24 protein-coding genes are annotated in these 24,808 nt (G+C 38.6%); 8 read left to right on the forward strand and 16 right to left on the reverse strand.

Annotation, left to right across the window (positions count from 1 at the left end; all coding sequences use genetic code 11):
* The first annotated feature begins 1 nt into the window (after position 1).
* The 6 genes from GM418_RS18175 to GM418_RS18200 all read left to right on the forward strand — a co-directional run bounded on the left by GM418_RS18175 (position 2) and on the right by GM418_RS18200 (position 7,328).
* Complete coding sequence (locus GM418_RS18175; RefSeq protein ID WP_158868668.1) at positions 2-982, forward strand: Gfo/Idh/MocA family protein; 981 nt, start codon at positions 2-4, stop codon at positions 980-982.
* 74 nt (positions 983-1,056) lie between these two features.
* A complete protein-coding gene (nagA, locus tag GM418_RS18180; RefSeq protein WP_158868669.1) occupies positions 1,057-2,295 on the forward strand; it encodes an N-acetylglucosamine-6-phosphate deacetylase in 1,239 nt (412 codons plus the stop codon).
* A 91-nt stretch (positions 2,296-2,386) separates the two neighbouring features.
* Positions 2,387-3,625 carry an Nramp family divalent metal transporter gene (locus tag GM418_RS18185; RefSeq protein WP_158868670.1) on the forward strand — a complete coding sequence of 413 codons (1,239 nt, stop codon included), beginning with the start codon at positions 2,387-2,389 and terminating at the stop codon, positions 3,623-3,625.
* An 11-nt stretch (positions 3,626-3,636) separates the two neighbouring features.
* Positions 3,637-4,395 carry a glucosamine-6-phosphate deaminase gene (locus GM418_RS18190; RefSeq protein ID WP_158868671.1) on the forward strand — a complete coding sequence of 253 codons (759 nt, stop codon included), beginning with the start codon at positions 3,637-3,639 and terminating at the stop codon, positions 4,393-4,395.
* A gap of 230 nt (positions 4,396-4,625) precedes the next feature.
* The gene (locus GM418_RS18195) at positions 4,626-6,278 is read left to right on the forward strand and encodes a diphosphate--fructose-6-phosphate 1-phosphotransferase (RefSeq protein ID WP_158868672.1); all 1,653 of its coding nucleotides are present in this window, start codon (positions 4,626-4,628) and stop codon (positions 6,276-6,278) included.
* Between the two features lie 168 nt (positions 6,279-6,446).
* A complete protein-coding gene (locus GM418_RS18200) occupies positions 6,447-7,328 on the forward strand; it encodes a Cbp1 family collagen-binding glycoprotein adhesin (protein WP_158868673.1) in 882 nt (293 codons plus the stop codon).
* Positions 7,329-7,387: 59 nt separating this feature from the next.
* On the opposite strand, the gene GM418_RS18205 is transcribed toward GM418_RS18200, so the two are convergent.
* The 8 genes from GM418_RS18205 to GM418_RS18240 form a co-directional block, all read right to left on the reverse strand.
* Complete coding sequence (locus GM418_RS18205; protein ID WP_158868674.1) at positions 7,388-7,861, reverse strand: hypothetical protein; 474 nt, start codon at positions 7,859-7,861, stop codon at positions 7,388-7,390.
* 46 nt (positions 7,862-7,907) lie between these two features.
* Complete coding sequence (locus tag GM418_RS18210; RefSeq protein ID WP_158868675.1) at positions 7,908-8,483, reverse strand: flavodoxin family protein; 576 nt, start codon at positions 8,481-8,483, stop codon at positions 7,908-7,910.
* A 79-nt stretch (positions 8,484-8,562) separates the two neighbouring features.
* On the reverse strand, positions 8,563-9,216 hold the full coding sequence (locus GM418_RS18215; protein ID WP_158868676.1) for a DUF4159 domain-containing protein: 654 nt from the start codon (positions 9,214-9,216) through the stop codon (positions 8,563-8,565).
* A 45-nt stretch (positions 9,217-9,261) separates the two neighbouring features.
* Entirely contained in the window at positions 9,262-9,963 is a 702-nt protein-coding gene (locus GM418_RS18220; RefSeq protein WP_158868677.1) for a 16S rRNA (uracil(1498)-N(3))-methyltransferase, read from the reverse strand.
* A 95-nt stretch (positions 9,964-10,058) separates the two neighbouring features.
* On the reverse strand, positions 10,059-11,072 hold the full coding sequence (locus tag GM418_RS18225; RefSeq protein ID WP_158868678.1) for a cytochrome d ubiquinol oxidase subunit II: 1,014 nt from the start codon (positions 11,070-11,072) through the stop codon (positions 10,059-10,061).
* A complete protein-coding gene (locus GM418_RS18230) occupies positions 11,069-12,376 on the reverse strand; it encodes a cytochrome ubiquinol oxidase subunit I (RefSeq protein WP_158868679.1) in 1,308 nt (435 codons plus the stop codon). The genes GM418_RS18225 and GM418_RS18230 overlap by 4 nt, the downstream gene beginning before the upstream one ends.
* A gap of 479 nt (positions 12,377-12,855) precedes the next feature.
* The gene (locus tag GM418_RS18235) at positions 12,856-13,350 is read right to left on the reverse strand and encodes a SixA phosphatase family protein (RefSeq protein ID WP_158868680.1); all 495 of its coding nucleotides are present in this window, start codon (positions 13,348-13,350) and stop codon (positions 12,856-12,858) included.
* A gap of 12 nt (positions 13,351-13,362) precedes the next feature.
* Positions 13,363-13,641 (reverse strand): putative quinol monooxygenase, encoded by a 279-nt coding sequence (locus GM418_RS18240; RefSeq protein WP_158868681.1) that lies wholly within the window; start codon positions 13,639-13,641, stop codon positions 13,363-13,365.
* An 83-nt stretch (positions 13,642-13,724) separates the two neighbouring features.
* On the opposite strand from GM418_RS18240, the gene GM418_RS18245 reads away from it, so the two are divergent.
* Together GM418_RS18245 and GM418_RS18250 are read left to right on the forward strand one after the other, a co-directional pair.
* Complete coding sequence (locus tag GM418_RS18245; protein WP_158868682.1) at positions 13,725-14,240, forward strand: metallophosphoesterase family protein; 516 nt, start codon at positions 13,725-13,727, stop codon at positions 14,238-14,240.
* Positions 14,237-14,686 carry a DUF1284 domain-containing protein gene (locus GM418_RS18250; protein WP_158868683.1) on the forward strand — a complete coding sequence of 150 codons (450 nt, stop codon included), beginning with the start codon at positions 14,237-14,239 and terminating at the stop codon, positions 14,684-14,686. The genes GM418_RS18245 and GM418_RS18250 overlap by 4 nt, the downstream gene beginning before the upstream one ends.
* On the opposite strand, the gene GM418_RS18255 is transcribed toward GM418_RS18250, so the two are convergent.
* From GM418_RS18255 to GM418_RS18290, 8 genes are all read right to left on the reverse strand, one after another.
* The gene (locus GM418_RS18255) at positions 14,687-15,352 is read right to left on the reverse strand and encodes a phospholipase D-like domain-containing protein (RefSeq protein ID WP_158868684.1); all 666 of its coding nucleotides are present in this window, start codon (positions 15,350-15,352) and stop codon (positions 14,687-14,689) included. It abuts the gene before it with no gap.
* The gene (gene prmA / locus GM418_RS18260) at positions 15,349-16,194 is read right to left on the reverse strand and encodes a 50S ribosomal protein L11 methyltransferase (protein WP_158868685.1); all 846 of its coding nucleotides are present in this window, start codon (positions 16,192-16,194) and stop codon (positions 15,349-15,351) included. Before prmA ends, GM418_RS18255 begins: the two co-directional genes overlap by 4 nt.
* A gap of 81 nt (positions 16,195-16,275) precedes the next feature.
* Complete coding sequence (locus GM418_RS18265) at positions 16,276-17,514, reverse strand: DUF4857 domain-containing protein (protein WP_158868686.1); 1,239 nt, start codon at positions 17,512-17,514, stop codon at positions 16,276-16,278.
* A 2-nt stretch (positions 17,515-17,516) separates the two neighbouring features.
* Positions 17,517-18,191 carry a hypothetical protein gene (locus GM418_RS18270; protein WP_158868687.1) on the reverse strand — a complete coding sequence of 225 codons (675 nt, stop codon included), beginning with the start codon at positions 18,189-18,191 and terminating at the stop codon, positions 17,517-17,519.
* Between the two features lie 4 nt (positions 18,192-18,195).
* Positions 18,196-19,080 carry an ABC transporter ATP-binding protein gene (locus tag GM418_RS18275; protein ID WP_158868688.1) on the reverse strand — a complete coding sequence of 295 codons (885 nt, stop codon included), beginning with the start codon at positions 19,078-19,080 and terminating at the stop codon, positions 18,196-18,198.
* Positions 19,081-19,090: 10 nt separating this feature from the next.
* Entirely contained in the window at positions 19,091-20,662 is a 1,572-nt protein-coding gene (locus GM418_RS18280; protein WP_158868689.1) for a DUF6850 family outer membrane beta-barrel protein, read from the reverse strand.
* 5 nt (positions 20,663-20,667) lie between these two features.
* Complete coding sequence (locus tag GM418_RS18285) at positions 20,668-21,873, reverse strand: DUF4876 domain-containing protein (protein WP_158868690.1); 1,206 nt, start codon at positions 21,871-21,873, stop codon at positions 20,668-20,670.
* 11 nt (positions 21,874-21,884) lie between these two features.
* Positions 21,885-24,746 (reverse strand): TonB-dependent receptor, encoded by a 2,862-nt coding sequence (locus GM418_RS18290; RefSeq protein ID WP_158868691.1) that lies wholly within the window; start codon positions 24,744-24,746, stop codon positions 21,885-21,887.
* Between the last annotated feature and the right edge of the window lie 62 nt (positions 24,747-24,808).

Consider the following 24,808-nt stretch of genomic DNA (forward strand, 5'->3'; position numbering starts at 1 on the left):
TATGACAACGAGAAGAGATTTTATAAAGACAACCGGAAAAGGAGTGGCATTAACTTCTATGGCAACATCCGGTTTTATTGCAAAATCGGTTTTGGCGGAATCAAGCGAGAAGAATTTGCTTATCGGAATTATTGGAGCTGAGAATTCGCACACTGCCGGATTTGGAAAACTTTTTAATATCGACAAAAAATTTCCTGGGGCAGAAGTAAAATATGTTTGGGGTGAAACCGACGAATTTGCCAAAGCTGCTATGAAAAAAGGAAATATTCCGGAACAGGTGAAAGACCCAAAAGAAATGTTGGGAAATATTGATGCTTTAATTGTAGATCATCGTCATCCTAAATATCATCTGGAAGCTGCGCGACCTTTTGTGGAAGCGGGAGTTCCGACTTTTGTTGACAAGCCTTTTTGTTACCGCGCCAGCGAAGGAAAAGATTTTCTGCAAATGGCAAAATCAAAAGGAACGCCGGTAACTTCATACAGCTCTATCGCACAAAGTTCAGCTACTTTTGATATGATGAAACAGATAAAGTCAATGGATGAAATTTCACAGGTGGTACGCACAGGTACTGCCGATCTGGACTCAAAATATGGAGGCATATTTTTTTACGGGGTGCACATTGTGCAACCTTTAATATATATGTTTGGTGAGGATATTGAAGAAGTGAAGGTAAACAGAAACGGAAGTGCAGGTAATGCCAGTTTGAAATTTGCCTCGGGGCTGTTTGCTACTCTGATTTTTAAGCACAAGGCGTATGGGTGGGAAACCTTTGTGGAATCAGGGAATCAGTTTATGGAATTGAAGCCGGGAGTAGAAGAATCAGATCCGCCTAAAAATTATGCCGATATGGTTGAAATGTTCAAAACCGGAAAGGAACCGCGTTCTCACCAAAGTATTTTGAATTGTGTTTCAGTTTTGGAAGCATTGGAGAAGTCGGCAAAAACTGAGAAATGGACTCCTGTTGAATTGCTTAATGTGTAAAGGGCAAAGAACAAAAATTTAATGTTTCGTCTCTGTTTTCGTAATTTATGAATTTCAAACTAAAAAGAAATAAGATGAGTATAAACCAACTAAAAAATAGATACCAATTTTTAATATTCCTGCTTTTAATTTTGATAAGTAACCAATCATATTCCCAACAGATAGTCGAGGGGATTCATTATCAAACCGGTAAACCCGTTCAGATAATGATTGAGGATGGTGAAATTAAAGAAGTGAAGTCAATTCAGAGACTATCAGAAAAAGGCCAAAACGTTTTTGTCGCTCCGGGCTTTTTTGATAATCAGGTAAATGGTTTTGCAGGTGTATCCTTTGCTTTTGGGGAAAGTGATTTAACCGTTGACGGAATAAAAAAGGCTACCAGTGAATTGTGGAAACAGGGAGTAACCACTTATTTGCCGACTCTTACTACCAATAGCCAGGAAATCCTGGTTAAGAATTTCGGATTGTTGGCGAAATCGATGAACAATGAAGATTTAAAAGGTTCTATACCAGGGTTTCACCTGGAAGGACCATATATAAATCCTGAAGATGGTTTTCGCGGAGCACACCCGAAACGGTTTGTGCGTTTGCCCGACTGGGACGAATTTATGGAAATGTACAAAGCGGCAAATGAAAAAATAATTCAGGTAACGGTAGCCCCGGAGACGGAAGGGGCTATGGATTTTATCCGCAAATGCGCGGACAAAGGTATTGTTGTTGCCCTTGGGCACCACAACGCAAATACTCAGCAGGTAAACGAGGCGGTAAAAAATGGAGCGAGGATTTCAACCCATCTTGGAAACGGCTGTGCTAATATGATTAACCGACACCGGAATCCACTCTGGCCACAGCTGGCAAACAGCGATTTAACGGCCAGTATAATTTGTGACGGCTTTCATCTGTTACCCGAAGAAATCTCTGTTTTTTTCAAGGCAAAAGGATTAGATAAAACCATAATAGTTTCAGATGTAACCAGTTATGCAGCTCTTGAACCTGGTGAATATAAAACAGAAACAGGCGAAACTATCGAACTAACAAAAGATGGGATGTTAAGGTATCCGGCGCAAAATGTATTATATGGTTCGGCTTCTGCCATTACAAAGGGAGTGGGGCATATTATGGAAGTTACCGGATGTTCTTTGGCAGACGCTGTTAAAATGTCGAGTACAAACCCCGCTATATTGAATGGATTAAACGACCGCGGGGTGCTGGAACCAGGGAAAAGAGCGGACATCATTCTTTTTACACTCGACGATTTTAAAGTGAATATCCAAAAAACCTATGTTTTGGGTGATCTGGTTTATGAGAAATAAATAAGTAATAAACTTCAATTCTCAAAACCAAAAATCAAAACACAAATTGGCGATTTAAATTGATTAGAGATTTGAATTTTTTAAAATTAGTATGTCAAAAAATATTTTCAAGAAAATTATAGTTGGACTCGCAGCAGTTGGTCCCGGGCTTTTCCTGATAGGTTACAACATTGGCACCGGAAGCGTGACTACGATGGCCAAATCAGGTGCCGAATACGGAATGTCACTTTTTTGGGCCTTGGTTTTGTCCTGTGTTTTTACCTTTATTTTGATGGTTGCATACGGGAAAGTCACACTAGTAACCGGCAAAACAGCGTTGTTTAACATTAAATCCGAGTTTAAATACGGATGGTTACTCGCCTTGTATATTTTAATTGCCCTGATAATTGGAGAACTACTGGCATTAATTGGTGTAATGGGAATTGTAGCTGAATTACTGCAGGAAGGAATCCGAATTCTTACCGATGGAAAAACAGTAAATACGCTCTGGATTATATTGATAATAGTGCCTGTTTTGTATCTGCTTCTCTGGTTTGGCCGTTATAAACAGTTCGAAAAGGTACTTACAGTTTTTGTCATTTTAATGGGGGTGAGTTTTATCGTTGTATTTTTTATGCTAAAACCTGATTATTCGACCATTTTACAAGGAATGATTCCAAGTATTCCCGATAAACCCGGTGCGCTTGGATTGGTTGCTGCCATGGCCGGAACTACCTGTTCTGCTGCGGTTTTTATTGTTCGAAGTACCGTGGTGGCAGAAAAAGGCTGGACAATAAAAAATTTAAAAAATGAAAAAAAGGACGCTTTTGTATCTGCGGCAATGATGCTTTTTCTAAGCGGAATAATCATGGCCGTTTCAGCGGGAACACTACATGTAATGGGCTTAAAACTGGATAACACAGTGGATATGATTCATCTTTTTCAGCCACTTGGCGGGAAATGGGCTGCCCTGATTTTAATTTTTGGGATTACAGGGGCCGGATTATCAACTGTTTTTCCGATCGTGTTAATTGCCCCATGGCTGGTTTCCGATTATATGGGAAAACCACGTGATGTGCATTCTCCTTTGTTTCGCTGGTTGATGTTTCTGGGAATCATTTTTGCATTTGGCTCTGTGTTTCTTGAACACCGACCGCCGGCTTTAATGATTTTTTCGCAGGCTTTTCAAGCTTGTATTCTTCCCGCAGTTGCCATCCCTGTTTTTGTCTTAATGAACCGCAAAAAAATAATGAATACGTATATCGCAGGATGGAAAATGAATCTCGGGGTAATTGCCGTAATTTTGTTTTCATTTTTAACAACTTATTATGCTATTGTTGAACTTTTTTAAAACCACAAATAATGATTTCTAAAATTCAAAAAGATAAGCTTAATGTTCGCGTTTTTGAAACAGCAGATTTAATGGGAAAGGCCGCCGCAATTTCAGTAGCGGAAAAATTGGCCGAAGCAATAAAGGAAAAAGGTTTTGCGAATTTAATTCTCGCAACCGGGGCATCACAATTTTCGTTTTTGGAGCATCTTCAAAAAGAAGATATCGGGTGGAATAAAATTACGGTTTTTCACCTCGATGAATACAAGGGAATGTCGATCTCTCATCCGGCAAGTTTTCGAAAATATTTAAAAGAAAGGATCCTGGATAAGGTTCAACCCAAAGAGGTACATTATCTGGAGGGAGATGCAGATGATATTGACGCAGTACTTGCAAGTTATGAGGACTTGTTAAAAACGCATCCGGTTGATGTGGCTTGTATCGGGATCGGCGAAAACGGGCATATTGCATTTAACGATCCTCCGGTTGCCGATTTTAACGACCCGAAACTTGTAAAAGTGGTAGAATTGGATGAGGCTTGTCGTAAACAGCAATTAGGCGAGGGGTGGTTTCCGACTTTCGATGATGTGCCAACACACGCACTTTCATTGACCATTCCGGCAATTATGAACTGTAAACATATCAGTTGCGTAGTTCCCGACGAAAGAAAGGCCCAGGCAGTGTATGACACTTTAAATGCAGAGGTTTCTACAACTTGCCCGGCAACAATATTACGAACTCATCCGGGTACAACTCTTTTTCTTGATAAAAATTCTGCCTCAAAATTGTAGAATAGACCAACTAAAATAAAGCAAAGGAGTAATACGGGATTACACCCTCAGGGCAAGTCGTTAATTTATCCGTCGACTTTGAATTATAACAAAAAGCCGCACGGTGAATCATTGATTTGCCTTTTAACTTTACTTTAAATCCACCGGAGAAAAATTTCTTCAATAGGCAATCACCATAAAATGCATTATTTTTGAGTGAATTTTGAAACTGAATCAAAAATTATATCAAAATGAATATTAGCGCATTACAAAAGGAAAGGGCAAAATATCAGCCTAAACTTCCAAAATCTTTGGTTGGAGCGGTTAAACTTGTTGAAGGTGCAAAAACTCAATCCGTTGCTGACCAGAAAGATATCGAAAAATTATTTCCAAATACCTACGGGATGCCTCTAATCACTTTTGAAGAAGGTGAAGTAAAAAAAGACAGACCGGCAATAAATGTTGGTGTTATTCTTTCCGGCGGACAAGCTCCGGGCGGGCACAATGTAATTTCAGGTATTTTCGACGGAATAAAAAAAATAAATCAGGAAAGCCGTTTGTACGGATTTTTAGGTGGCCCAGGCGGATTGGTTGATCACAAATACGTTGAATTAACTGCTGAGATTATTGATGAATACCGTAATACCGGTGGTTTCGATATTATTGGTTCCGGCCGTACAAAACTGGAAGAAGAGTGGCAGTTTGACAAAGGTTTGGAAATTGCCAACGATTTAAATTTGAATGCACTGGTTATTATTGGTGGCGACGATTCAAATACAAATGCTTGTGTTTTGGCCGAATACTATGCAGCTAAAGATGCAGGTGTTCAGGTAATAGGTTGCCCCAAAACCATTGATGGCGACTTAAAAAATGAAATGATTGAAACTTCGTTTGGTTTTGACACAGCAACAAAGGTTTATTCCGAATTGATTGGAAATATTCAGCGCGATGCCAATTCTGCAAAAAAATACTGGCACTTTATTAAGTTAATGGGACGTTCTGCTTCTCATATTGGTTTGGAATGTGCGCTAAAAACACAGCCTAATATTACTTTAATTTCGGAAGAGGTTGCCGACAAAAAGCAGACGTTGGAAGAAATAGTAGAATACATGGCAGGCATTGTTGCAAAACGTGCCGAAAATGGTGATAACTTCGGAGTGGCTCTGATACCCGAAGGGTTGATTGAGTTTATTCCTGAAATGAAAGTTTTGATTTCGGAATTGAATGATATGCTTGCCGAAGGTTCAGAAACCGAAAAAGAATTTAAAATGCTGAAAAAAAGCCACAGAAATGAATGGGTGGCAGGTCATTTAACCGATGATTCAGCAAAAGTATTCAAATCGCTTCCTTCAGGCATTGCTACACAGTTGACCTTGGATCGTGATCCACACGGAAACGTACAGGTTTCATTGATCGAAACTGAAAAATTGCTGGGTGAAATGGTCAAAACCAAGTTGGAAAAAATGAAAAAAGCAGGTGAATACGTGGGTAAATTTGGAACTCAGTATCACTTTTTTGGCTATGAAGGTCGTTGTGCGGCTCCATCGAATTTTGATGCTGATTATTGTTATTCATTGGGCTACACTGCATCAGTTTTGATTTCTGACGGAAAAACCGGTTATATGTCATCTGTTCGTAATTTGACCTCTCCCGCGGAAGAATGGATTGCTGGTGGTGTTCCGGTAACCACAATGATGAATATGGAAAAACGTCACGGACATATGAAACCTGTAATTCAAAAAGCGTTGGTTGAACTGGAAGGCGCTCCATATAAATATTTTGTTTCCAAACGTGGTGAGTGGGCATTTACAACGCAGTTTGTATACCCGGGACCAATTCAGTATTTCGGACCATCAGAAGTTTGTGATTTAACCACAGAAACATTAAAATTTGAAAAAGCATAGATTCATAAAAAATAAATAATGAAGAACCTTCTGTTTGTTATAAGCAGAGGGTTTTTTGTTTTTAGGATAAGTGGAAAACGGGTGTAAAATATGTTGCTGCTAATTTGGAGAAACATTATGTTGGAAAAAGATTTTTTTGTATTAAATTGTGTGCAAAAGAAAGATAAAATGAAAAAGCTTGCGATTTTTATTTTGATGGTCGTTTTTTTTGCGTCTTGTCACAACTATAAAGAGGATGCTGAAAAACTTTCCGTAACGATTGATAGTTTACGCAGTGAATCAGAAATGAAAGATTCATCGATTGTCGGATTTTTAAATGATTTTAATGAAATCCAGGCCAATCTTGATACCATTAAAAAAATGGAGGATTTGGTTACAGTACAATCGGCACAGGGACGCGAAATGTCATCTCAACAAAAAGAGTTGATAATGGATGATATTGCTCTGATAAATAATTTATTACAGGAAAACAAGGAGTTAACCGCCTCGCTTCAGAAAAAGTTGAATAATGCCAATTTCAGAGTTGGGAAACTACAGGGAATGGTAACTGAATTTGAAAAAATGGTGAGTAATCTTCAAAGCCAGATTGATCAAAAAGACACCGAGATTTTGGCGCTGAATGAAGAAATTCAAAAGTTAAATTTTGATATCACTTCATTAAGTCAAAAAATTGAGATAATGGAAGATGAGAGTCAGCAAAAAACAGAAAGAATTGAGTCTCAGATATTGCAGCTAAATGAAGCCTATTACACCTATGGAAGTAAAAAAGAGTTGGAAGAAAATGGTGTAATTGAACGTATCGGAGGTTTCCTGGGGCTTGGGAAAAACACCGATGTAAAAGAAGATTTTAATAAGGATTATTTTACAAAAATTGACATTCGGGAGTTTAAATATATTCCCTTGCTGGTAAAAAAGGCCGAAGTAATCTCTGTTCATCCCGCCGGATCTTTTCATATTTCCGGAGAAGAAAAGGCAGACACTTTGTTTATCGATAACAGCGGAGAATTTTGGAAAGCTTCAAAGTATCTGGTGATTTTAACCAAACAATAAAAGTAGATAGCTGTCCTGAATGGAGACCTAGTATATCTTCCATTCAGGACAGCGATTATTTAGAAAATAAATCGCACGGAAATCGCAGCTTCATCGCCCCAGAACCCCTGATAACCAATAAGGTTTATTCCCGGCTTCCAATCCAAACTAATATTAAACGGAATGGACTCGATATTGTATTCTATTCCAAGTATTCCGTCGATTCCAACAACAGTATAGTTGTCTGAGTCGTCAAACCAGTAGTCATTTTTTGATCCGTCCCAAAAGCCGATATGTCCACCAAAACCATAATACCAGTTCAATCTCGGAGTATCAAATGCAACCGCATGAATCTCGTACAATCCCGTTACATTAAAACCTTCCCAGCGACTGGCAAGAATTCCCTCCAATGCAGCGTTGTCAGTAATAAAGTGTTTAATTGTCAAACCATTTGATGGTCCGCCACGAATACCGATACCCGTACTGTAATCCTGTGCATTTGCTGCAAATGCTACTGAAATCAGTATTGCAATCGCTAAAAGTATTTTTCTCATAATAATTGTTTTATGTTTTGTTGATAACAGACAAATAAAAATTGGCTTAGTTGCAAACTTTTTCAAGTAACCAGGCCATGTTTTTCCCAAGCGTTTGTATTGTGTTTAATCCCTCTTCATCCTTCAAAACATCACCGGGGTCCCGGCCAAAAGCAAAGTTCCAGTAGGTTGAACCTGGTACAATCATTTGATTTATAAGGAAGAAATTGTTTACCGACTCAAATGCATGCAATGCTCCTCCGCGGCGTACGGCAATTACCGCCGCGCCAACTTTTCTTTTTAATAAATGACCATTTGCCCTTGTTACATAGCCGGCAACATCAATAAGCGCTTTTATTTCGGGAGTGATATCGGCAAAATAAACGGGAGAGCCAATGATAATTCCGTCAGCTTCTGTCATTTTTTCGATGCAGTAATTCAGGTGGTCATTTTTTATATGGCATTTTCCGTCCTTAATTTCTTTGCATTTTAAACAAGCAGTACAACCATGAACCGGTTTATTGCCCAGTTGAATCATTTCTGTTTCAACACCGTTTTCCTCAAGTACTTTAAATATTTCGTTGATTAAAAGTGCCGTGTTCCCTTTTTTTCTTGGACTTCCGTTAATTGCTACTACTTTCATTATTTAAAGTTAGGGTGTGATTATCTTGGAATAATCCTTACATAATCTTTTTATAATACAATATTAGTGGTTTTTTATATTATTGACCAAAAACATATGAGATAATGTTTGCACCCATTTTGAGTGCTTTTTCTCTTGTTTCGTAGGGATCGTTATGCACTGCTTCATCTTCCCAACCGTCGCCCAGGTCCGATTCATAAGTGTACAAACACACCATTCTGTCTTCGATAAACAATCCAAAAGCTTGTGGCCTTTTATTGTCATGCTCATGAATTTTGGGCAAACCTTCATTAAAATTATATTTCTGGTGAAAGATTGAGTGGGAGGGGGGAAGTTCTATAAACTCTTTATCCGGAAATACTTTTTTCATTTCGCGGCGGAAATACTCATCAATTCCGTAGTTGTCATCGCAATGCAAGAATCCGCCTCCTTCAAGGTAAATTCTCAGATTGATGGCTTCGCTTTCAGAAAAAATCACATTTCCGTGACCGGTCATCTCCACGTAGGGATAATTAAAAATCTCGGGACTCCCAATTTCAACTGTCGAGGGTTCGGGATTAATGTTTGTATTTAGATTTTGATTGCAGAATTCAATTAAATTAGGTAATGCCGTTGGATCGGAATACCAGTCACCTCCACCATTGTATTTTGCCAAAGCAATTTTTACTGCCTGATTTTGTCCCGAAGCAGAAAGAATAAAAACAACAAAAATAAAACTAAGAAAGCTTTTCATGGTTCTGTTTTTCCGAAAAATACAATTCATTGTCAAATATAAAAACTATTCGTTTGCCAGATTTACAATATGACAGGCCACCACGCCGGCTGTTTCAGTTCTCAAACGCGACTTTCCCAACGAAATTTCGTGAAAACCCTTACTTTTTGCAAAATTCACTTCTTCCGGACTAAAATCTCCTTCCGGTCCGATTAAAATTAACGCATCATGGTTTTTATGAATCATATTTTTCAGATGAGGTTTTTCCCCATCGTTACAATGTGCAATAAATTTGTTTTCAATAGTCGTATCTGAAGCCAGCTCTGTAAATGAAGTAATTTCATTTAGAACAGGAAGATATGTTTTTACGGATTGTTTTATTGCCGAAACCAGTATTTTATTTAATCGGTCCGGCTTTATCACTTTTCGCTCTGAGTGTTCAGAAAGAATTGGCGTTATCTCGTCGATGCCTATTTCTGTTGCTTTTTCAAGAAACCATTCAAAGCGGTCGATGTTTTTTGTGGGAGCTATGGCAATGTGAAGTTTATAATTCTTTTTTCCCAATTCTTTGGTGGCATTCAAAACAGAAATTTTGCAGCATTTGGGATTATCATCCTTGATTTCTCCTTCGTAAAATCCTCCTTTCCCGTCGATAATTTGGATTAAATCACCCTTTGAAAGACGCAGTACCCTGACTGCATGTTTTGACTCCGATTGATCGAGCGTTACCGTATTTCCTGAAATTTTGGGTATATAAAAAAGTTGCATTTATTTTTAGCATTTTAAACCGTTCACAAAATTACACAATTATGGTTTGAACTTTAATAAAAGCAGAATAAACTATAAAAATCCCAACTGTATTTTTATATCGAATCGGAAGAAGATTGTTTATCAAATTTGAATGTTTTGTATAAATAAGCCATTGACGGCAGAATAATAAGTACTCCGACTACAAGCGCAATGAGTAAATAAAATTGCACCTGTTCAGGAGCACTCGAATTTTGAAGTGTAATATCATCGCCGCCACTAACTTTTACCAAAACAGGAAATTGTATAGCAAACCAACCAGTTACAATCATGGTGGTTTGAAAACCCCCGATAATTCGAAGCATGTTGCGCTTATTTTTATTCAGGTTAATCCAAAGCGGAGGCAATGCTATGGTTGCAAGCACTATACTTCCTACACTCACAGGCGAGTGGTAAAATTCATAAAAAAGCGGATGTCCGCTAATTTCAGCTGCAACAAAAACCATTGCTCCAACAATAACCAAAGCGATAATTAAACGTTTGGCAATGCGTGAGAAATAGTGGATATATTTTTCTTCTTTTAACTCGCTAACTGTAAAGATTCCGGCCAGAAATGCAAAAAGCAAAACAAGAAATAAGCCCATACTCATCGAGAACCAGTTTAACCAGGGATGTACATATATTTTGTAGAATCCATCCTGGTAATCGAGAGAGATGTTTCCGAGAATAACGCCACCCAGTGTTACACCCAGAAAAAATGTGGTAAACAGACTTGAATACTGAAAGATAGTTGAATAAATGGCTTTGGGAGTAGCTTCGTCAATATCGTAATGGCGAAACGTAAATGCTGAGCCACGCAGAATTATGCCCAATAAAACCAGCAAAACCGGGATGTGTAACGCAGTTAAAATGGTAGAATAAACAGGTGGAAAACCAACAAATAGAATTACCACTACCAAAATCAGCCAAACGTGGTTGGCTTCCCACACTGGCGCAATGGCTCGTGAAACAATCCCTGATGCTTTTCCTTTGGTGAGAAGTTCCAGAATTCCACCGCCAAAATCAGCTCCCCCCAGTAACACATACAACAACAGACTAATTACGAGAATGGAAAAGTTTATTTCGGTCATTTGGATAAATATTTTGATTGTAACACTTTAATTTGACGGCTTAGAAGCCAGGTAACGATAAAACTAAGCAGAAGATAAACTGCTGATATGGTATAGAACGTATACTGAATTCCCGGCATTGGAGTGAGCGAATCTTTGGTTTTCATAATTCCGTATATAATCCATGGTTGTCTGCCTACTTCGGTTACAATCCAGCCTGCTTCAATAGCAATAAAACCCAGAGGCGTTGCCAGGATCAATATTTTTAGCCACCATTTTTTTTCCAGCCAGTGTTTCCATTTGAATGAAGCAGCCCAGAAAATAAAAGCAATCAACATTAGAAACATCCCAATACCAACCATTAGCTGGAAAGAATAGTGTGTAATGGGAACCGGTGGCCACTCTTCTTCGGGAAACTCTTCAAGTCCTTTTACTTCTGCATTAAAATCGCCGTGAGCAAGGAAACTCAAAAATCCGGGAAGCTTAATTGCATATTTTACTTCGCGTTTTTCAACATCGGGAATCCCGCCAATAATAAGCGGAGCTTTTTCCTGTGTTTCAAAGTGCGATTCAAAGGCAGCGAGTTTGGCCGGTTGAAGTTTCGCCACATTTTTTGCAGCCAAATCACCGCTGAGTGGCTGCAAAACAGCTGCTACCGACGCAAATGCCAGCGCAATTGTAATGGCTTTGGCATGTATCTCCAATTTGTTTTTTAAGTAAAGCATTGCATGAACACCAGCCACCGCAAAACCAGTAGCCGAAAATGCAGCAATGGTCATGTGGTGCGCCTGCGAAAACCAGGCCTTATTAAACATTGCTTTTACCGGATCGATATTTTCCGCCTGGCCGTTTACCCAGTCGAAACCGGAGGGAGCATTCATCCATGCGTTTGCGGAAACAACAAAAATTCCTGAGAGAACACCCGCTATTCCTACAACCATTCCGGTATAAAGGTGTACCCATTTATTTAGTCTTTTCCAGCCATAGAGGAAAAGTCCGAGCGCAATGGCTTCAAGGAAAAATGCTGTTCCTTCCCACGAAAAAGGCATCCCGAAAATGGGACCTGCATGCTCCATAAATGTAGGCCATAGCATACCCAGTTCAAATGATAAAACGGTTCCTGAAACCGCTCCGACAGCAAAAAAAATGGCAACACCTTTTGCCCAGGCTTTTGCTAAATCAAGATATACCGGATTATTCGTTCGCAGCCATTTCCACTCGGCCACAAACATAAACCACGGCATTACCATACCAATACAAGCGAAAATAATGTGAAATCCCAACGAAACCGCCATTTGCATGCGGGCGGCAATAAATGCATCCATATCTGTTTTCAGTTTTGAACATTGTACTTAAATAATCATTTATTTCAACACGCAAAACAGGTTTCGGTTTGATGGAATTTTACAAAACCGAAAACTGTTTTTGCAATCATTTGATGTGAAGGATTTTAATTCGTCGCGATTTATGGGTGTTTTTTGCAACAAGTATTATTTATTTCATGGTCGTTCGCTTTCTCTGTTTTTTTGCGGAGATACATTTTGCGTTTTAATTCAGCTAATGTTCTTTGGAAGCTTTTTTGTGTGTCGGCAAAAACAGCCCCAGTTACCAGAGTGAGTATAAACTAATTATTTCTTCTTTAATAAATACTGTGAAAAATCACTGGATTGTCTTCCCGGTTTAAGTTTTCAGGGATACATGGCAACTATAAAGGAGCCGAGGGTTTTTGAACTGAAAAAGCGGAATTGAAAGATGTTCAATTTATATAGACAGGATCTACAAAAATGTTTTGCCGATTTAAAATCTATTTAAACATTCTCGGAACAAGATGAAAAGCTTTTTTTCCGGTTCGGGCTTCCACATTTTTCCAGAAATCAACTTCAAAATCAATTCCAACTGTTGAACAGGTGGGCATGTCTCCTCCAAAAGATTGCAGCAGGTTACTTGCGAAATAATGAAATCCAGGATTGTGACCAAAAAAGAAAACCGTTTCCGCATTTTCCGGTAGCTCTTTTATCATCTCCAGAAATTCAGAAGTAGTTTGTCCGTCATAAATATCTTCAACCTTAAAAATATCTTTACGGTTAAAACCCAAATTATCGGCAAAAATTCGGGCAGTTTTAATCGCGCGCTTTGCCGGACTTGAAATCATAACATCAGGCACTATTCCCTTTCTTTTCAGATCCTCACTCACCAGTTTTGCATCGTTTTTTCCACGTTCTTTTAAATCGCGGTTAAAATCATCATCGTAACCGTAGGGAACTGATTTTGCATGACGGACAATAACTACTCGTTTCATAAAAAATCGTGTTTAAACTGGCTGGTAAATATCTATTTCAGCATCAGTAATTTCAACAATTTTGGGAACAATAGTGGTAAAATGGCCTGAACTGTTGTGCTCATCAATAGCGGCCTGGTTTTTCCACTTTTCAATAATACAGTAAGTTAATGCTTTTTCTGCATGTTTATGCAAAATGTATTCAATACAACCTTTTTCTGCACGCGAAGCTTCACCCAATTCACTTACCAAACTGATAAATTTATCTTCTTCTCCTTTATTTACAGTAAATTTTGCTACAATAGAAATCATAATGTGGTTTTTAAATTTTTCCTGTTTATTATGAACAAAATTACCGTAATTTACCCTTTTTAAGGCGAAAATGTAATCTTTTTATGAAAAGAATCGGACTCCTTTCTGATACTCATGGTTTTATACATCCACGGTTATTTGCGTTTTTTGAAAATGTAGATGAAATATGGCATGCCGGGGATTTCGGGAACATTGAAATTGCTGATCGTTTGGCTGATTTTAAGCCATTGAAAGGAGTGTACGGAAATATTGACGGGCAGGATATTCGGGTAGTTTATCCGCTTCACCAGCGGTTTAAGTGTGAAGATGTAAACATTTGGATGACCCACATTGGTGGTTATCCCGGGCGTTATGAAAAATATGTAATGCCCGAAATTTTCAGACATCCGCCTGATTTGTTTATCAGCGGACATTCCCATATTTTAAAAGTGATTTTTGACAAAAAATTAAATTTTCTGCATATGAATCCCGGAGCCGCCGGATTAAAAGGATTCCACAAAGTGTTAACCGCTTTGCGTTTTGTAGTTGACGGAAAAAATATGCGCGACCTCGAAATATGGGAAATGGAAAAACCTAAAAAATTAATCCATGAGTTATGAAAATTAAAATTCATCATTTTTTTGATATCATTCGTGATTTTGGCATCGCCAAGGAATTTAATCCGCATCCGTATAAACATTCCTATCATAAAGTAGCGGAAATAGTCTGGCAGCATCCTGAAACAGAAGTTGAGATTGTAGTTGGAGCCGACGGTGTTTGCGAAGGGTGTATTCATTTGGTGGAAACTTCATGCAACGATATAATTACTCACCGGAAAGATTTTACGCTGAAAGAGGAGTTTAATAATTATTTGGATTCCCGGATTATTGAAGTTTGCGGAATTGATGTTTCAAAAAAATACAGTTTTAAATCGCTGCTACAGTTTTCAGAAGAATATGTCGAAAATATGAAGTTCATATACGAGGGGAACGACATTGCACACACGGCAAAGCGAAAAGAGAATGTGCAAAAAGGGCTGAAAATTTATTCAGCTAAAGTGCTGTAATCAAAGTTGAAACATCTCTTCCCAGAGACGGTTGAACTCGGTTTGGTATTGTTTAACAATATCAAAGTTAGAGGTTGCAAGTAAATTTTCCTGGTTATGTTTGGTCGCTGTGTAGGTCCAGTTGAAACTGCCGGTAATTACAATTCTGTTATCAATGATTCCGAATTTGTTGTGCATGTGATAGTGCGAATGGTCGGTTTTTATTTGAATGCCAGCCTTTTTTAATTTCATAATCACCGAGCCGTGATCCAAAATTTTTTCATCGTCAGTAATTATTCTGACCCGCATTTTTCGTTTTTGGCAAGCCAGGATTTGTCGTGCCAGTTCGTAATCAGTAATCGTAAAAACACACAAGTCAACCGACAAACGCGCTTCTCGCAACAGTTTCTCTATCGATTCTTTGATGCCGTTTCCGGGACTAAAAAAAACACGGTTAAAACTAAAACTATATTTGTCGATAATTTGAAAACATTTTTCCAGCCATAAAATTATTTGTTCGGGAGATTTTGACGCTTCCAGAAATTTTGCCCGTTCAAAAAGTTGGGTTCGCAATTCTCCTCTTTCTTTCCGGTTGAGTTTGTTTATTTGCTGAATGATTCTCAGATGAGGCTTTTCGCTTTGCAGAGTGTCAAAGTGAGTGACAAAATATTTTATGGCAGACTTCATTTTTCGATTTTGGTAAAGGCATGAGCAACCCAGTTGTTTTTTATTTTGTATCCGGAATCTTTTAACCCAAACTCTTCAGCCCGCTTTTTTATGGCCATAATATCATTTTTATAAAAACCACTCAGGAACACTTTCCCTTTTGTGTTTAAACATCTTGAATATGCGGGAAGATCGGCCAGCAATACATTTCGTTGAATATTAGCGAAAATAAAATCGTAGGTATCTTCTCCGAGCAAGGAAACGTCGCCCAGTTTTACTTCAATATTCTCAATCCGGTTTAACGTTGTGTTTTCCTGAGTTCCTTTAAACGACCATTCATCAATGTCAATCGCAGTGATATTTTTTGCGCCTTTCATCGAAGCAAGTATTCCAAGGATTCCGGTCCCGCAGCCCATGTCGAGAACAGTTTTATTCTCAACGTTATTTTCGAGGATATATTCCAGCATCATGGATGTCGTTTCGTGGTTTCCGGTGCCAAAAGCCATGTTGGGTTCAATCACAATTTCATGTTTGGCCTCAGGATAATCAGTATGGAAAGGTGCCCGAACAACGCATTCTTGGGCTACAATCAACGGTTTGAAATAGTTTTTTTCCCATTCCTCGTTCCAATTGCGGTCTTCAATTTTTTCAGAAAGAATTTCGAATTTAAAGTTTTCAGAAAATGGTTCCAGTACCATTTCTACAGTTTCTTCCTGAAACAGGTTTTCAGGAAGAAAAGCTTCAAAGCCTGTTTCGGTATTTATAAAACTTTCAAAACCACTTTCGCCCAGCTGAGATGTTAATATATCACTCAGCCACTCTTCAAAAGGAGAAATATTTACGGTAACTTTCCGGTAATCCATTTTCGATTTGTTTTTCGCGAAGGTATAAAAAAACAGCCACTCAATTTTGAATGACTGTTTTTTGATAATAGGTAATATTGATTAATCGAAAAATTTATTTGGAAAAATATTTACTGCTAGAAATCCAAAGATTCCTGAGACTCCGATAATGATAAAGTCAATAATATTTTTCTTTAATTCAAGATTTCTTTTTTTAATGATTACAAATTGCACTCCGATGAGTAACACGCTCAACACCAACCAATACAGTGAGGAATTGAATGTGGTATAGAAACGGATAAAATTTGAATCAGAATCGGTCATGCTGATTTGACCGGGGAAAAGTGCCTGAATAATTTTTCCTTCGCTCCTGTCTTCCCTTGCGGGCCAGGTTTCGTAGTAATCATTCACATTTTTATAGTTTGCGTCAAGGGCATACACTTTAACAAAGTCGTCGCCACTGACGATTATGTTGTAATGAAATAAGTCGCTGTATATTCGGATTTGGTTTTTAGCCGGATCAATGTTTTCCACGGGAAATTTTATGAGTTCATATTCATCTTGTGTGAGAATATACAGCTCATTATTTGTAGAAAACAAGTAGGCATAAAAATTTTTATTACGAAAATCGACACAACTGATGTATTTAAATTTCATTCCCCCGGGAAGCTTCACCTTTTCAACAAAAGGTTCCCCTTCTATCATTTTAATGTGAAAAAGCTGATCCTTTGAGTCAACCACCAGGTATCCCTCATCACAAGATTTTCGTGTGGTTGGAATTCCGTTTATCGATTTTGCCGGAAATTCAAAACCCCGGTTGTACAATACAGCTGAAAACATTTGGCTTTTTTCTTCCAGGATTTTGTTGGATTTAGCATCCACAAATTCCATTCTCCAGCTAATTCGGAAATAGTCTTCAGGCATTTCCAGGTTAGCCCTTCCCGATTCCGCTTCAAAAAGAGGAAACAGTTTTTGTGTCGGGCTGTCAAGGTCTTCGGGCTGTACACGGAAGGTTGAACGGTTCATGCTGATTTCATGGGTGTCCATTTCCACTCCATTAATGGAATCGGGCATCGTGTTCGACATCAACAACTGCCTTACATAAAGAAATGGAAGTTTTTCTTCGTATTCTTCGCGTGTATAGTTATTTCCACGGGTGTCCTGACGCATCAGGCCATCTTCGCCTGACCGCTGAATCATAAAATCGTTTTCAATGCAACTGTACATTACAAACGGAACCCGTATCGGTTTTGAAAAAGCCATCCAGTAGAGTTTTGGTATTCCGATAGAAAACCCGACAATGGCAATAACTACTAATATATATCTGCTTATTTTTACCATAATTACATTTCTCCTTTTCTAAAGCGGTATCCTGAAAATAGAAGTGAAATACTTAATACAACCGTAAATAATATGAGCAGAGGCAGTGCCGGGGCGTAACCACCGGTTTCGGCCGATTCCAGATAAATAGGTACAAAGGCCCCTGCAACAATAATATACATAAAACGGTATTTCCACACTGGTTCCAACACAATAAGGGCTACCAAAAAATAAACAACAAATCCGCACAGAAACCAGGGCGCGGTAGAAACCAAGGTTGCAATGATGATTTCAGAAGGGAAAAACAAGAGGCTTAAAGACGTAAACAATAAGAACATAATTACATCTATGGCCAGCAGGCAAATCGTGCCAAAGAGCATCATCATCAGCAGCACTTTGTTTTCATTCAAAGGCAAATGAAAAGTCAATTTTATTCTTTTGTTTACAGTTTCCGGAAAATATTGAGCAACAGCAACCGCCAGTGCCCCAAGTACTGGAATAAATTTGAAAAGCCCGTAGCCAAAGAACTGGTATCCCTGAAAAAGAATAAAGTACCAGTAGTTGGTAGCTTCGTTAAAAACCAAATCGTGTTGTACTTTTAGAAAAATATTCCCAACGGCCAGTATTCCCAAGCCGCCAAATATAATGACTACCCATCGGATTTTTAGCCATTCTTTATATATCACTGATTTCCACATATTTTTAATATTTTCCGGTTAAACCAATAAACGCATCTTCCAGTCCCATTTCCACTTTTTGAAAGTTGACGTGGGCAATGCCGTTTTTTGAAAGGAAATTCTTTACAAAATCTTCTGTTTCATAAGTATACAATTCCACTTTGTTATGTACCTTTTCGAAGTTGGCAACAAAGTCTTCATTTGAAAGATTAATTTCCGGATTTTCAAGTTCAAAATAGAACTGCTTGAATTCCCGCATAAAATCATTTACGTTTCGTTGCGCCAGAACCCGGTTGTAATCCATAATCAGTACATCGTCGATTAAACGTTCCATATCCTGAATGATATGCGATGTGGTAAAAATGGTTTTGTTTTTCGATTTTGCATATTCGCGCAGATAGTCGATAAATAACCGCCGGTAACCCGGGTCGAGCCCCATGGAGAAATCATCTAGAATCAGTAAATCCGGATCCTGTGCCAGAATCAGACCGAGAGCCACCTGTGAACGTTGTCCGCAAGACATTGACGAAATTTTTTGTTTGGGTGTTACCTTTAATTTCGACATCAGTTCCCAGTAAGGTTCGTTATTCCATTTCGGATAAAAACCGGAGTAGAATTTTTCGATTTGATGGATATTCATAAAAGAATACTGAATATGTCCCTCAATCAAAAAACCGATCCGGGCCTTGTTTTCCGGTGAAAGATGTTGCGTGTTTTCACCGTAAATTAAACATTCACCGCTGCGGGGCTGTAAAAATCCATTTAAAATGTTTATCGTTGTTGTTTTTCCTGCGCCGTTTTTTCCGAGAAGTCCCAGTATACTTCCTTCCCGAACATTGATATTCAGGTTTTCGTAAACCAGCTTTTTCCCGTAATAATGGGTCAGGTTTCTACATTCAATAGCGTTCATTCAATTTTTATTAAAAGTTCATTCCAAGTTTTACCTCAAAAATTGTTGATGTTGGATTTCCCGGAAGATCGGAAATCGTGTGTTTAATCCCTGCCTCAGTAAAGGCCTGAATGGGATTTTGATAAAAATATATGTTTCTCCCGGCTTTTGCAGAAGCACCAAAAAGCAAAAGTCCGGAGTTAAAATATTCATAGTCGTGGTTGACAAAATCAGTGTTTACAGTTGACAGCAAATCTTCATCGTCGATAATTTCCAGTTTGTCGTTAAATCCTTTTCGGTATCCGCCGTCAAAACTTAATACTAAATCTCCTTTGTTAAATTGAAATCCTTTCTCGAATTGAGCATTTATATACAGCAGATTTAATTTTTGCCTGTTAAACTCGGGTACAAAATAGTAAGTGTTTTCGCTTGAGTTTAACTTTCCTGAAAGCGTTGCACCCCAGTTAAAATGGTTTTTGTCAATAATTTTATACCAGGAATAATCAAATCCATATTCATTTTCTTTATGCCAGTAAAGTGTATATTTGGCCGCTGTTGACCATTGATAAGAAACGGCTTCAAGCTTGGGTTCAACAACAGGCTCGTGTCCGTACAGACGTTTGTCGTTAAAATACAGTCTCAGTTTTTTTATTTTTTTGCTTTCCGGTGAAAATAGAAAAGTGGAGGAAACATCGGTATTAAATTTTTCGAGCAATACTACCTGCAACGGGTAGGTTTCACCTCTTTTTATGTCGGTGGTTTTTTTATAAAAATTTACTTCGGTAAGGTTTTTCATCTCCCTCCCGTTAAAATTAAACTGCAAACCGCCTCCTAACTGATTTGAGATGTGGACCCGATCGTCAAATTCCGGAGTGGAACTGTAAACACCCATCCCTTTAAAATGAAAGATATAGAATGTTTTACTTGTTACAGTTGAAACCTCAATGTCTTCCTTACTGCCTAGATAGCGGAAATTTGCACCCAGTTTAATTTTGTCAAAATCGAAAATTACTGCAGGGGAAATATCAAAAGTTGTGATGGTGTTTTCGGGTCTTGGATCTTTGCGTTTTGCGCCAACACCGGTTGTATAGTTTACATCGAATCCAAAAGAGAATTTGTTGTTTACCTGATAGGCACCTTTCCCTTCCATAATAAAATATTCTTTGGAATAATCTCCGCCGATGGAGTCTCCCACGATGTATGGATTGTCGTTGTACGGCTCCATTACCTGTACCCATTTTGTATTTTTTTCCTGCTGGCTGAAATAGTTAAACTTCCCATAGAATTTCCATTTGTTGAGATTTACATAACCGTCAGTAAAAAATCCGGTCTGAAACCGGGCATCTCCTTCCTGAAACAGATGGTAATATTTATCCTGTATTTCAGAATAAACCGCCGCTGAAGCAATTCTGCTGTCGCAACCAAAATAGACTAATGCAGCAGCATTTTTTGATTCCGACCATGGAGTTTGCAGTAGCATTATTTGTTTGGTTGTTACCGAGTTACAATCTTTTACAGAATCGACTGGCTGAGCTGCCACATAAAGTGGGGCAAAAAATACCAGCGGTATAAAAAGCAATATAATATTTCTGAAAAGTTTCATTACGTTTAATTCGCTGAAATTATACCAGGCTGTGGTTCCTGATTAGTTAAAAAGTCCTCTGCTGAATTGTTGGTATCCTGGTAAACTACACGTCCGTCAATTACTTCCTTAACTTTTCGGCGAATGGAAACACCTTCAAGTGAACCCCGTGTTTGAATATAGCTTACATCGATTTCGTTGGGCAGGCGTTTATATACTCCACGATCATCCAGTATTGGATTTTCAACGCCATCTATCACCCAACTTTTGGGTACCATAAAACAGCTAAAAATGCTTCCCGGTGCCTGATAGTAGTTATCCGGATTTGTAAAGATAGATTCAATATCGTCGCTGGGAAGACGGAATAAAATACTTGGTGTTCCACGCTGGTCGAACGACATAGCTGAACCAATAGTTATTCTTTGCATAAGTATGTTTGGAACCGACGGGATGTCAACATATTTTCCGTCTTCTACATAAAGTTCCCAGTCGGCATTGGAAAGATCAATGGAATTTGGATTTCCGTTTGGATCGTCTTTATGGTTTAGTCCTGACAATGCAACAACAAAAGATTCACCTGGTTGAATGGGATGTTCCTGCCCTGAGCCCGGAACAATCGGAACAAAACTCCAAACCGGAAGCCTGTCCAGAAGGTCTCCGTTTTCGTCAACATAGGGTGTTGGACGGAAAGTGGTATTCGGATATAGTATCCCAAAACACAATCCGTCGGCATACAATAAATCCGCTGAGTTATTATAAATTTCGTAAAACTTATCGGCGCCATAACTTTCTTCCTCCGGGGTTCTTGAGCCGGAAACATATAACTCTTTAATTACAAATCCTTCACTTTGAATGGAATAGTCGGTTTGAATGGTTAGCGTTTCGCCAGAGTCGGTGATAACCACACCTGTTAGCGCCCCATTAAAAAGGATGGTCTTGCGCGTTGGGTAGTTGTCTATTTCAATCTCATGTTCTTCTGTAAGCGACACCATCACATCATAGTTCCCCCCGCGGACTTCGAATGTTGCGAGGCCTGATTCGTCGGTTAAGTTTTCGTATTCCCTGTTGGTTTGTACGTTCGTTATTTTTACGGTTGCGTTCCCGATTGGAGCACCTTCACTAAATTCTACCGGATATTTTACCAGAACTTTTAGCTCCAGGGTTGAAGGTACGTTGTACACATCAGTACAACCGGCTACAATTACGAGTAGGAAAATTAAATACTTTTTCACGTCATTTAAATTTAAAACTGCATTTTTACATCTGCGCCAAAATAAGGTACCTGGTTACGTCTTCGATATCTACCTTCGCGACTGGTTAAGTACCATGGTCTGATGTTCAGAAAATTATTGGCATAAAAAGAAAGTTTAAAACGATCTCCTATATCTTTTGAAATTTTTATATCACATTTTAACAACACTGGCATTGTTTCTTCTCCAAACCGAAATTTAGATAGTTTCTCAATTGCTGTTTGGTGTAACTGGTCCTGAAAATCGGCAATGGTATATTCATGTTCCACATTGTCATAAAATTTGTAACTTTCAGGTAAAAAATAGTAGTCTTCTTCTTCGTCTTCGTTGATAAATAAGTCAGGATTTCCCAAATAATCTCTTAACTGGGAGAGGCTGTAAAGTTTGAATTTGCCGGGATAAAGTTTTCTTCGGTCTTTTTCAAACCAAATTACCTGGGTATTTAAAGAAATCAGTAGTTTGAGTTCCGGAATATGGTTTATTATGCTAAAATTTGTATTCAACCTTTCGGCAACATTCCCATAGCCATGTTCATCAGCAAATTTGACTGCGAAAGATTCCTGTGAGCTGGTATTCCCTGAATAGGTGGTATAATATACTCTTTCCCAATATGGTGCTCCGTCAGTAAATGATTCGGTATAAAACCAGGCACCGGCAATGTTAAACGAAGTCCTTATCGCTTGTATGGTTCCAATATTCAAACTGTATTCTATCCCTTTTTTAATTCGCTGGCTGGCGTTTCTGTATACCGAATAAGTCCTGAATGTAACATCCTCTTCGTATCCAACAGCTTGCGCTTCACCAGTGCTTTCATCGGTATAATAAATTCCGTCGCCAGGCACATAATATGGGTGTAAGCCGGCATCTATGGTATTATAATCACGATATGCGATTGGATAATAAATCTGGTCCAAATCAAATCCGCCTTCGTATTTTTCGTAAAAGAAGGTAACCCTGCCCGAAATTTTATCAATTTGAAAATCAATTCCGGTTTCATATTTGTTCCCTGTAGATGGTTTCAGATCGTAATTTTTTGTGTCTTCAACTACATCTGTTGTATATACAATCAAATCGGGATAATAATTAAAACTTTCAACATCATTGTATTTTTTATCAGGATACAGATGAGCCAGTGTAGGGGCTTTTGTTGTTTGACCGTAACCTGCTCTTAGGCTCAGGTTTCTGAAAAGTGTATTGTTTTTCCGGTTCAAAATTTCGTATTGAATATTAATTCTTGGGTCGAGTCCAATGCTCCCGCTGGTAGTAAAAAGCCCGTCGGGTTGAATATTATCCATGCGTATTCCCGCCATGATGTTTAGTTCCGTAGTACCAAGCTCTACCAGGACTTTATCTTCAGCAAACAACGAAAATTGGTTTAGTGAAGGAATATCGGTAAAAGGCCGGGGCCGGGTACCGGCGCCCGAGGGGGGTCTTTCTACATCAAAAATTCTTCCTTGTCCGTTGTTTCCGGTAGTTCTCCATTCAGCACCAATCAAAACATTATTGCTGAACACCCCCATCTTTTTTAAAAGTTTTGCTTTTAGTTTTGAATAGATGTTAAAAGGCCGACCGTCATAGTTAACTTCAGAATAATAGGAAGAAGGACCGTAAGAAATCTCATACTCGCCATCTTCTGTGGCAGTTGTAAAAAAGCTGGGACCGCTGGATGACTGCTCCCATGTTTTTTCATAGCCATCCTGCCATGTTTTTTCGTAGCCAAAATCAAAAGACAAATTTGTAATGTATGTTTTGTCAAGTGTCCAGTTGACAGAAAGATTTGTTCTTATTTCCTGGTCTTTTGAATAGTTTTCTTCTTCCAAAATCATATCCGGATCCCATTTCTGCCCGTCGAGGCTGTTTACAAAATCCAGTTTTAGTTCCATTTGAAGCGGGGAGCGATTTCTGAAAAATGTTTTTGAATATTTTGCCGTGGTATTAATTCGTTTGTAAAGGTCGGTCTGTTCAACAAGCTTATTGTACGACTGAGTGTATCCGAGATCTACATTGATTACGCCCTTGTTGTTTTTTAGCAAATATCCTTTTCCTAGATATGCTTCTTTGGTGTGGGGGTCGGCTTTTAGTTTTGCATTGTAAGGCGAACCTCCGGCTTTTGTTTTTATGTGTACTGCGCCGGAAGTCAGGTTTCCGTGTTCAGCTGAAGGAATTCCAACATCTACAGTTATTGATTCGATGTTTTCCACGGGAATGGAACGTAAATCAACACCCGTTCCGGAATTGGAGGACATATCGTTTAAGCTTTCGATACTTTGCTGCATGTTTCCGTCGTTGGAAACCGGAATGTTGTCGATGATTACAGCTGTTCCCAGAGCGCTGTTTATATCTGTCCCTATTTCACGAATACTAATTTTTCCAGGTTCCGACAGATCCGGATTTTCAGAAATGTTCCCCGGGATGAGTTGTAACACATCTTTTATGCTGGAAGCCTGAACATGACTGATAGCTTCACTTTTTATTTTTGAAGAAGTAGCTCCGGTTTTAGAGTTTTCCGCTGTAACTGTAACTTCCTTCAAACCCAGCGACTGCTGCCGGAGTTTAATTTTTAAATCCACATCTTTGGTAAAATCGGCTGTTATCGAATATTCTGTATAGCCAATGTAAGTCACCGAAAATGTGTATGTACCCGGAGGAATCGAAACAAAGGTAAATTCCCCGTTTTCATTCGATGTTGTCCCTATAGCCAATTCAACAAAAGCAACGTTGGCATACATCAGGGGCTCGTTTGTTACTGCATCGGTAATTTTACCGCTTATTTTGATATTATTTTGGGCGAGCGCAACCGGAGCGGTAAAAACAGCGAACGAAATAAGAAACAGTATATACAGCTTTTTCAACATGTAATTTTTAATCACGAAATTTTTACAGAAATAGGAGAATAACAGGGAAAATTTCCCTGTTA

It is taken from the genome of Maribellus comscasis, from assembly GCF_009762775.1.
Lineage (GTDB): Bacteria > Bacteroidota > Bacteroidia > Bacteroidales > Prolixibacteraceae > Draconibacterium > Draconibacterium comscasis.

Coding starts and splice junctions, on each gene's coding strand:
- GM418_RS18290 (WP_158868691.1), bottom strand. CDS start 24,746: ATGTTGAAAAAGCTGTATATACTGTTTCTTATTTCGTTCGCTGTTTTT.
- GM418_RS18195 (WP_158868672.1), top strand. CDS start 4,626: ATGAATATTAGCGCATTACAAAAGGAAAGGGCAAAATATCAGCCTAAA.
- GM418_RS18215 (WP_158868676.1), bottom strand. CDS start 9,216: ATGAAAAGCTTTCTTAGTTTTATTTTTGTTGTTTTTATTCTTTCTGCT.
- GM418_RS18235 (WP_158868680.1), bottom strand. CDS start 13,350: ATGAAACGAGTAGTTATTGTCCGTCATGCAAAATCAGTTCCCTACGGT.
- GM418_RS18245 (WP_158868682.1), top strand. CDS start 13,725: ATGAAAAGAATCGGACTCCTTTCTGATACTCATGGTTTTATACATCCA.
- prmA (WP_158868685.1), bottom strand. CDS start 16,194: ATGGATTACCGGAAAGTTACCGTAAATATTTCTCCTTTTGAAGAGTGG.
- GM418_RS18250 (WP_158868683.1), top strand. CDS start 14,237: ATGAAAATTAAAATTCATCATTTTTTTGATATCATTCGTGATTTTGGC.
- GM418_RS18200 (WP_158868673.1), top strand. CDS start 6,447: ATGAAAAAGCTTGCGATTTTTATTTTGATGGTCGTTTTTTTTGCGTCT.
- GM418_RS18230 (WP_158868679.1), bottom strand. CDS start 12,376: ATGGATGCATTTATTGCCGCCCGCATGCAAATGGCGGTTTCGTTGGGA.
- GM418_RS18185 (WP_158868670.1), top strand. CDS start 2,387: ATGTCAAAAAATATTTTCAAGAAAATTATAGTTGGACTCGCAGCAGTT.
- nagA (WP_158868669.1), top strand. CDS start 1,057: ATGAGTATAAACCAACTAAAAAATAGATACCAATTTTTAATATTCCTG.
- GM418_RS18225 (WP_158868678.1), bottom strand. CDS start 11,072: ATGACCGAAATAAACTTTTCCATTCTCGTAATTAGTCTGTTGTTGTAT.
- GM418_RS18255 (WP_158868684.1), bottom strand. CDS start 15,352: ATGAAGTCTGCCATAAAATATTTTGTCACTCACTTTGACACTCTGCAA.
- GM418_RS18265 (WP_158868686.1), bottom strand. CDS start 17,514: ATGGTAAAAATAAGCAGATATATATTAGTAGTTATTGCCATTGTCGGG.
- GM418_RS18205 (WP_158868674.1), bottom strand. CDS start 7,861: ATGAGAAAAATACTTTTAGCGATTGCAATACTGATTTCAGTAGCATTT.
- GM418_RS18240 (WP_158868681.1), bottom strand. CDS start 13,641: ATGATTTCTATTGTAGCAAAATTTACTGTAAATAAAGGAGAAGAAGAT.
- GM418_RS18220 (WP_158868677.1), bottom strand. CDS start 9,963: ATGCAACTTTTTTATATACCCAAAATTTCAGGAAATACGGTAACGCTC.
- GM418_RS18275 (WP_158868688.1), bottom strand. CDS start 19,080: ATGAACGCTATTGAATGTAGAAACCTGACCCATTATTACGGGAAAAAG.
- GM418_RS18190 (WP_158868671.1), top strand. CDS start 3,637: ATGATTTCTAAAATTCAAAAAGATAAGCTTAATGTTCGCGTTTTTGAA.
- GM418_RS18270 (WP_158868687.1), bottom strand. CDS start 18,191: ATGTGGAAATCAGTGATATATAAAGAATGGCTAAAAATCCGATGGGTA.
- GM418_RS18210 (WP_158868675.1), bottom strand. CDS start 8,483: ATGAAAGTAGTAGCAATTAACGGAAGTCCAAGAAAAAAAGGGAACACG.
- GM418_RS18175 (WP_158868668.1), top strand. CDS start 2: ATGACAACGAGAAGAGATTTTATAAAGACAACCGGAAAAGGAGTGGCA.
- GM418_RS18280 (WP_158868689.1), bottom strand. CDS start 20,662: ATGAAACTTTTCAGAAATATTATATTGCTTTTTATACCGCTGGTATTT.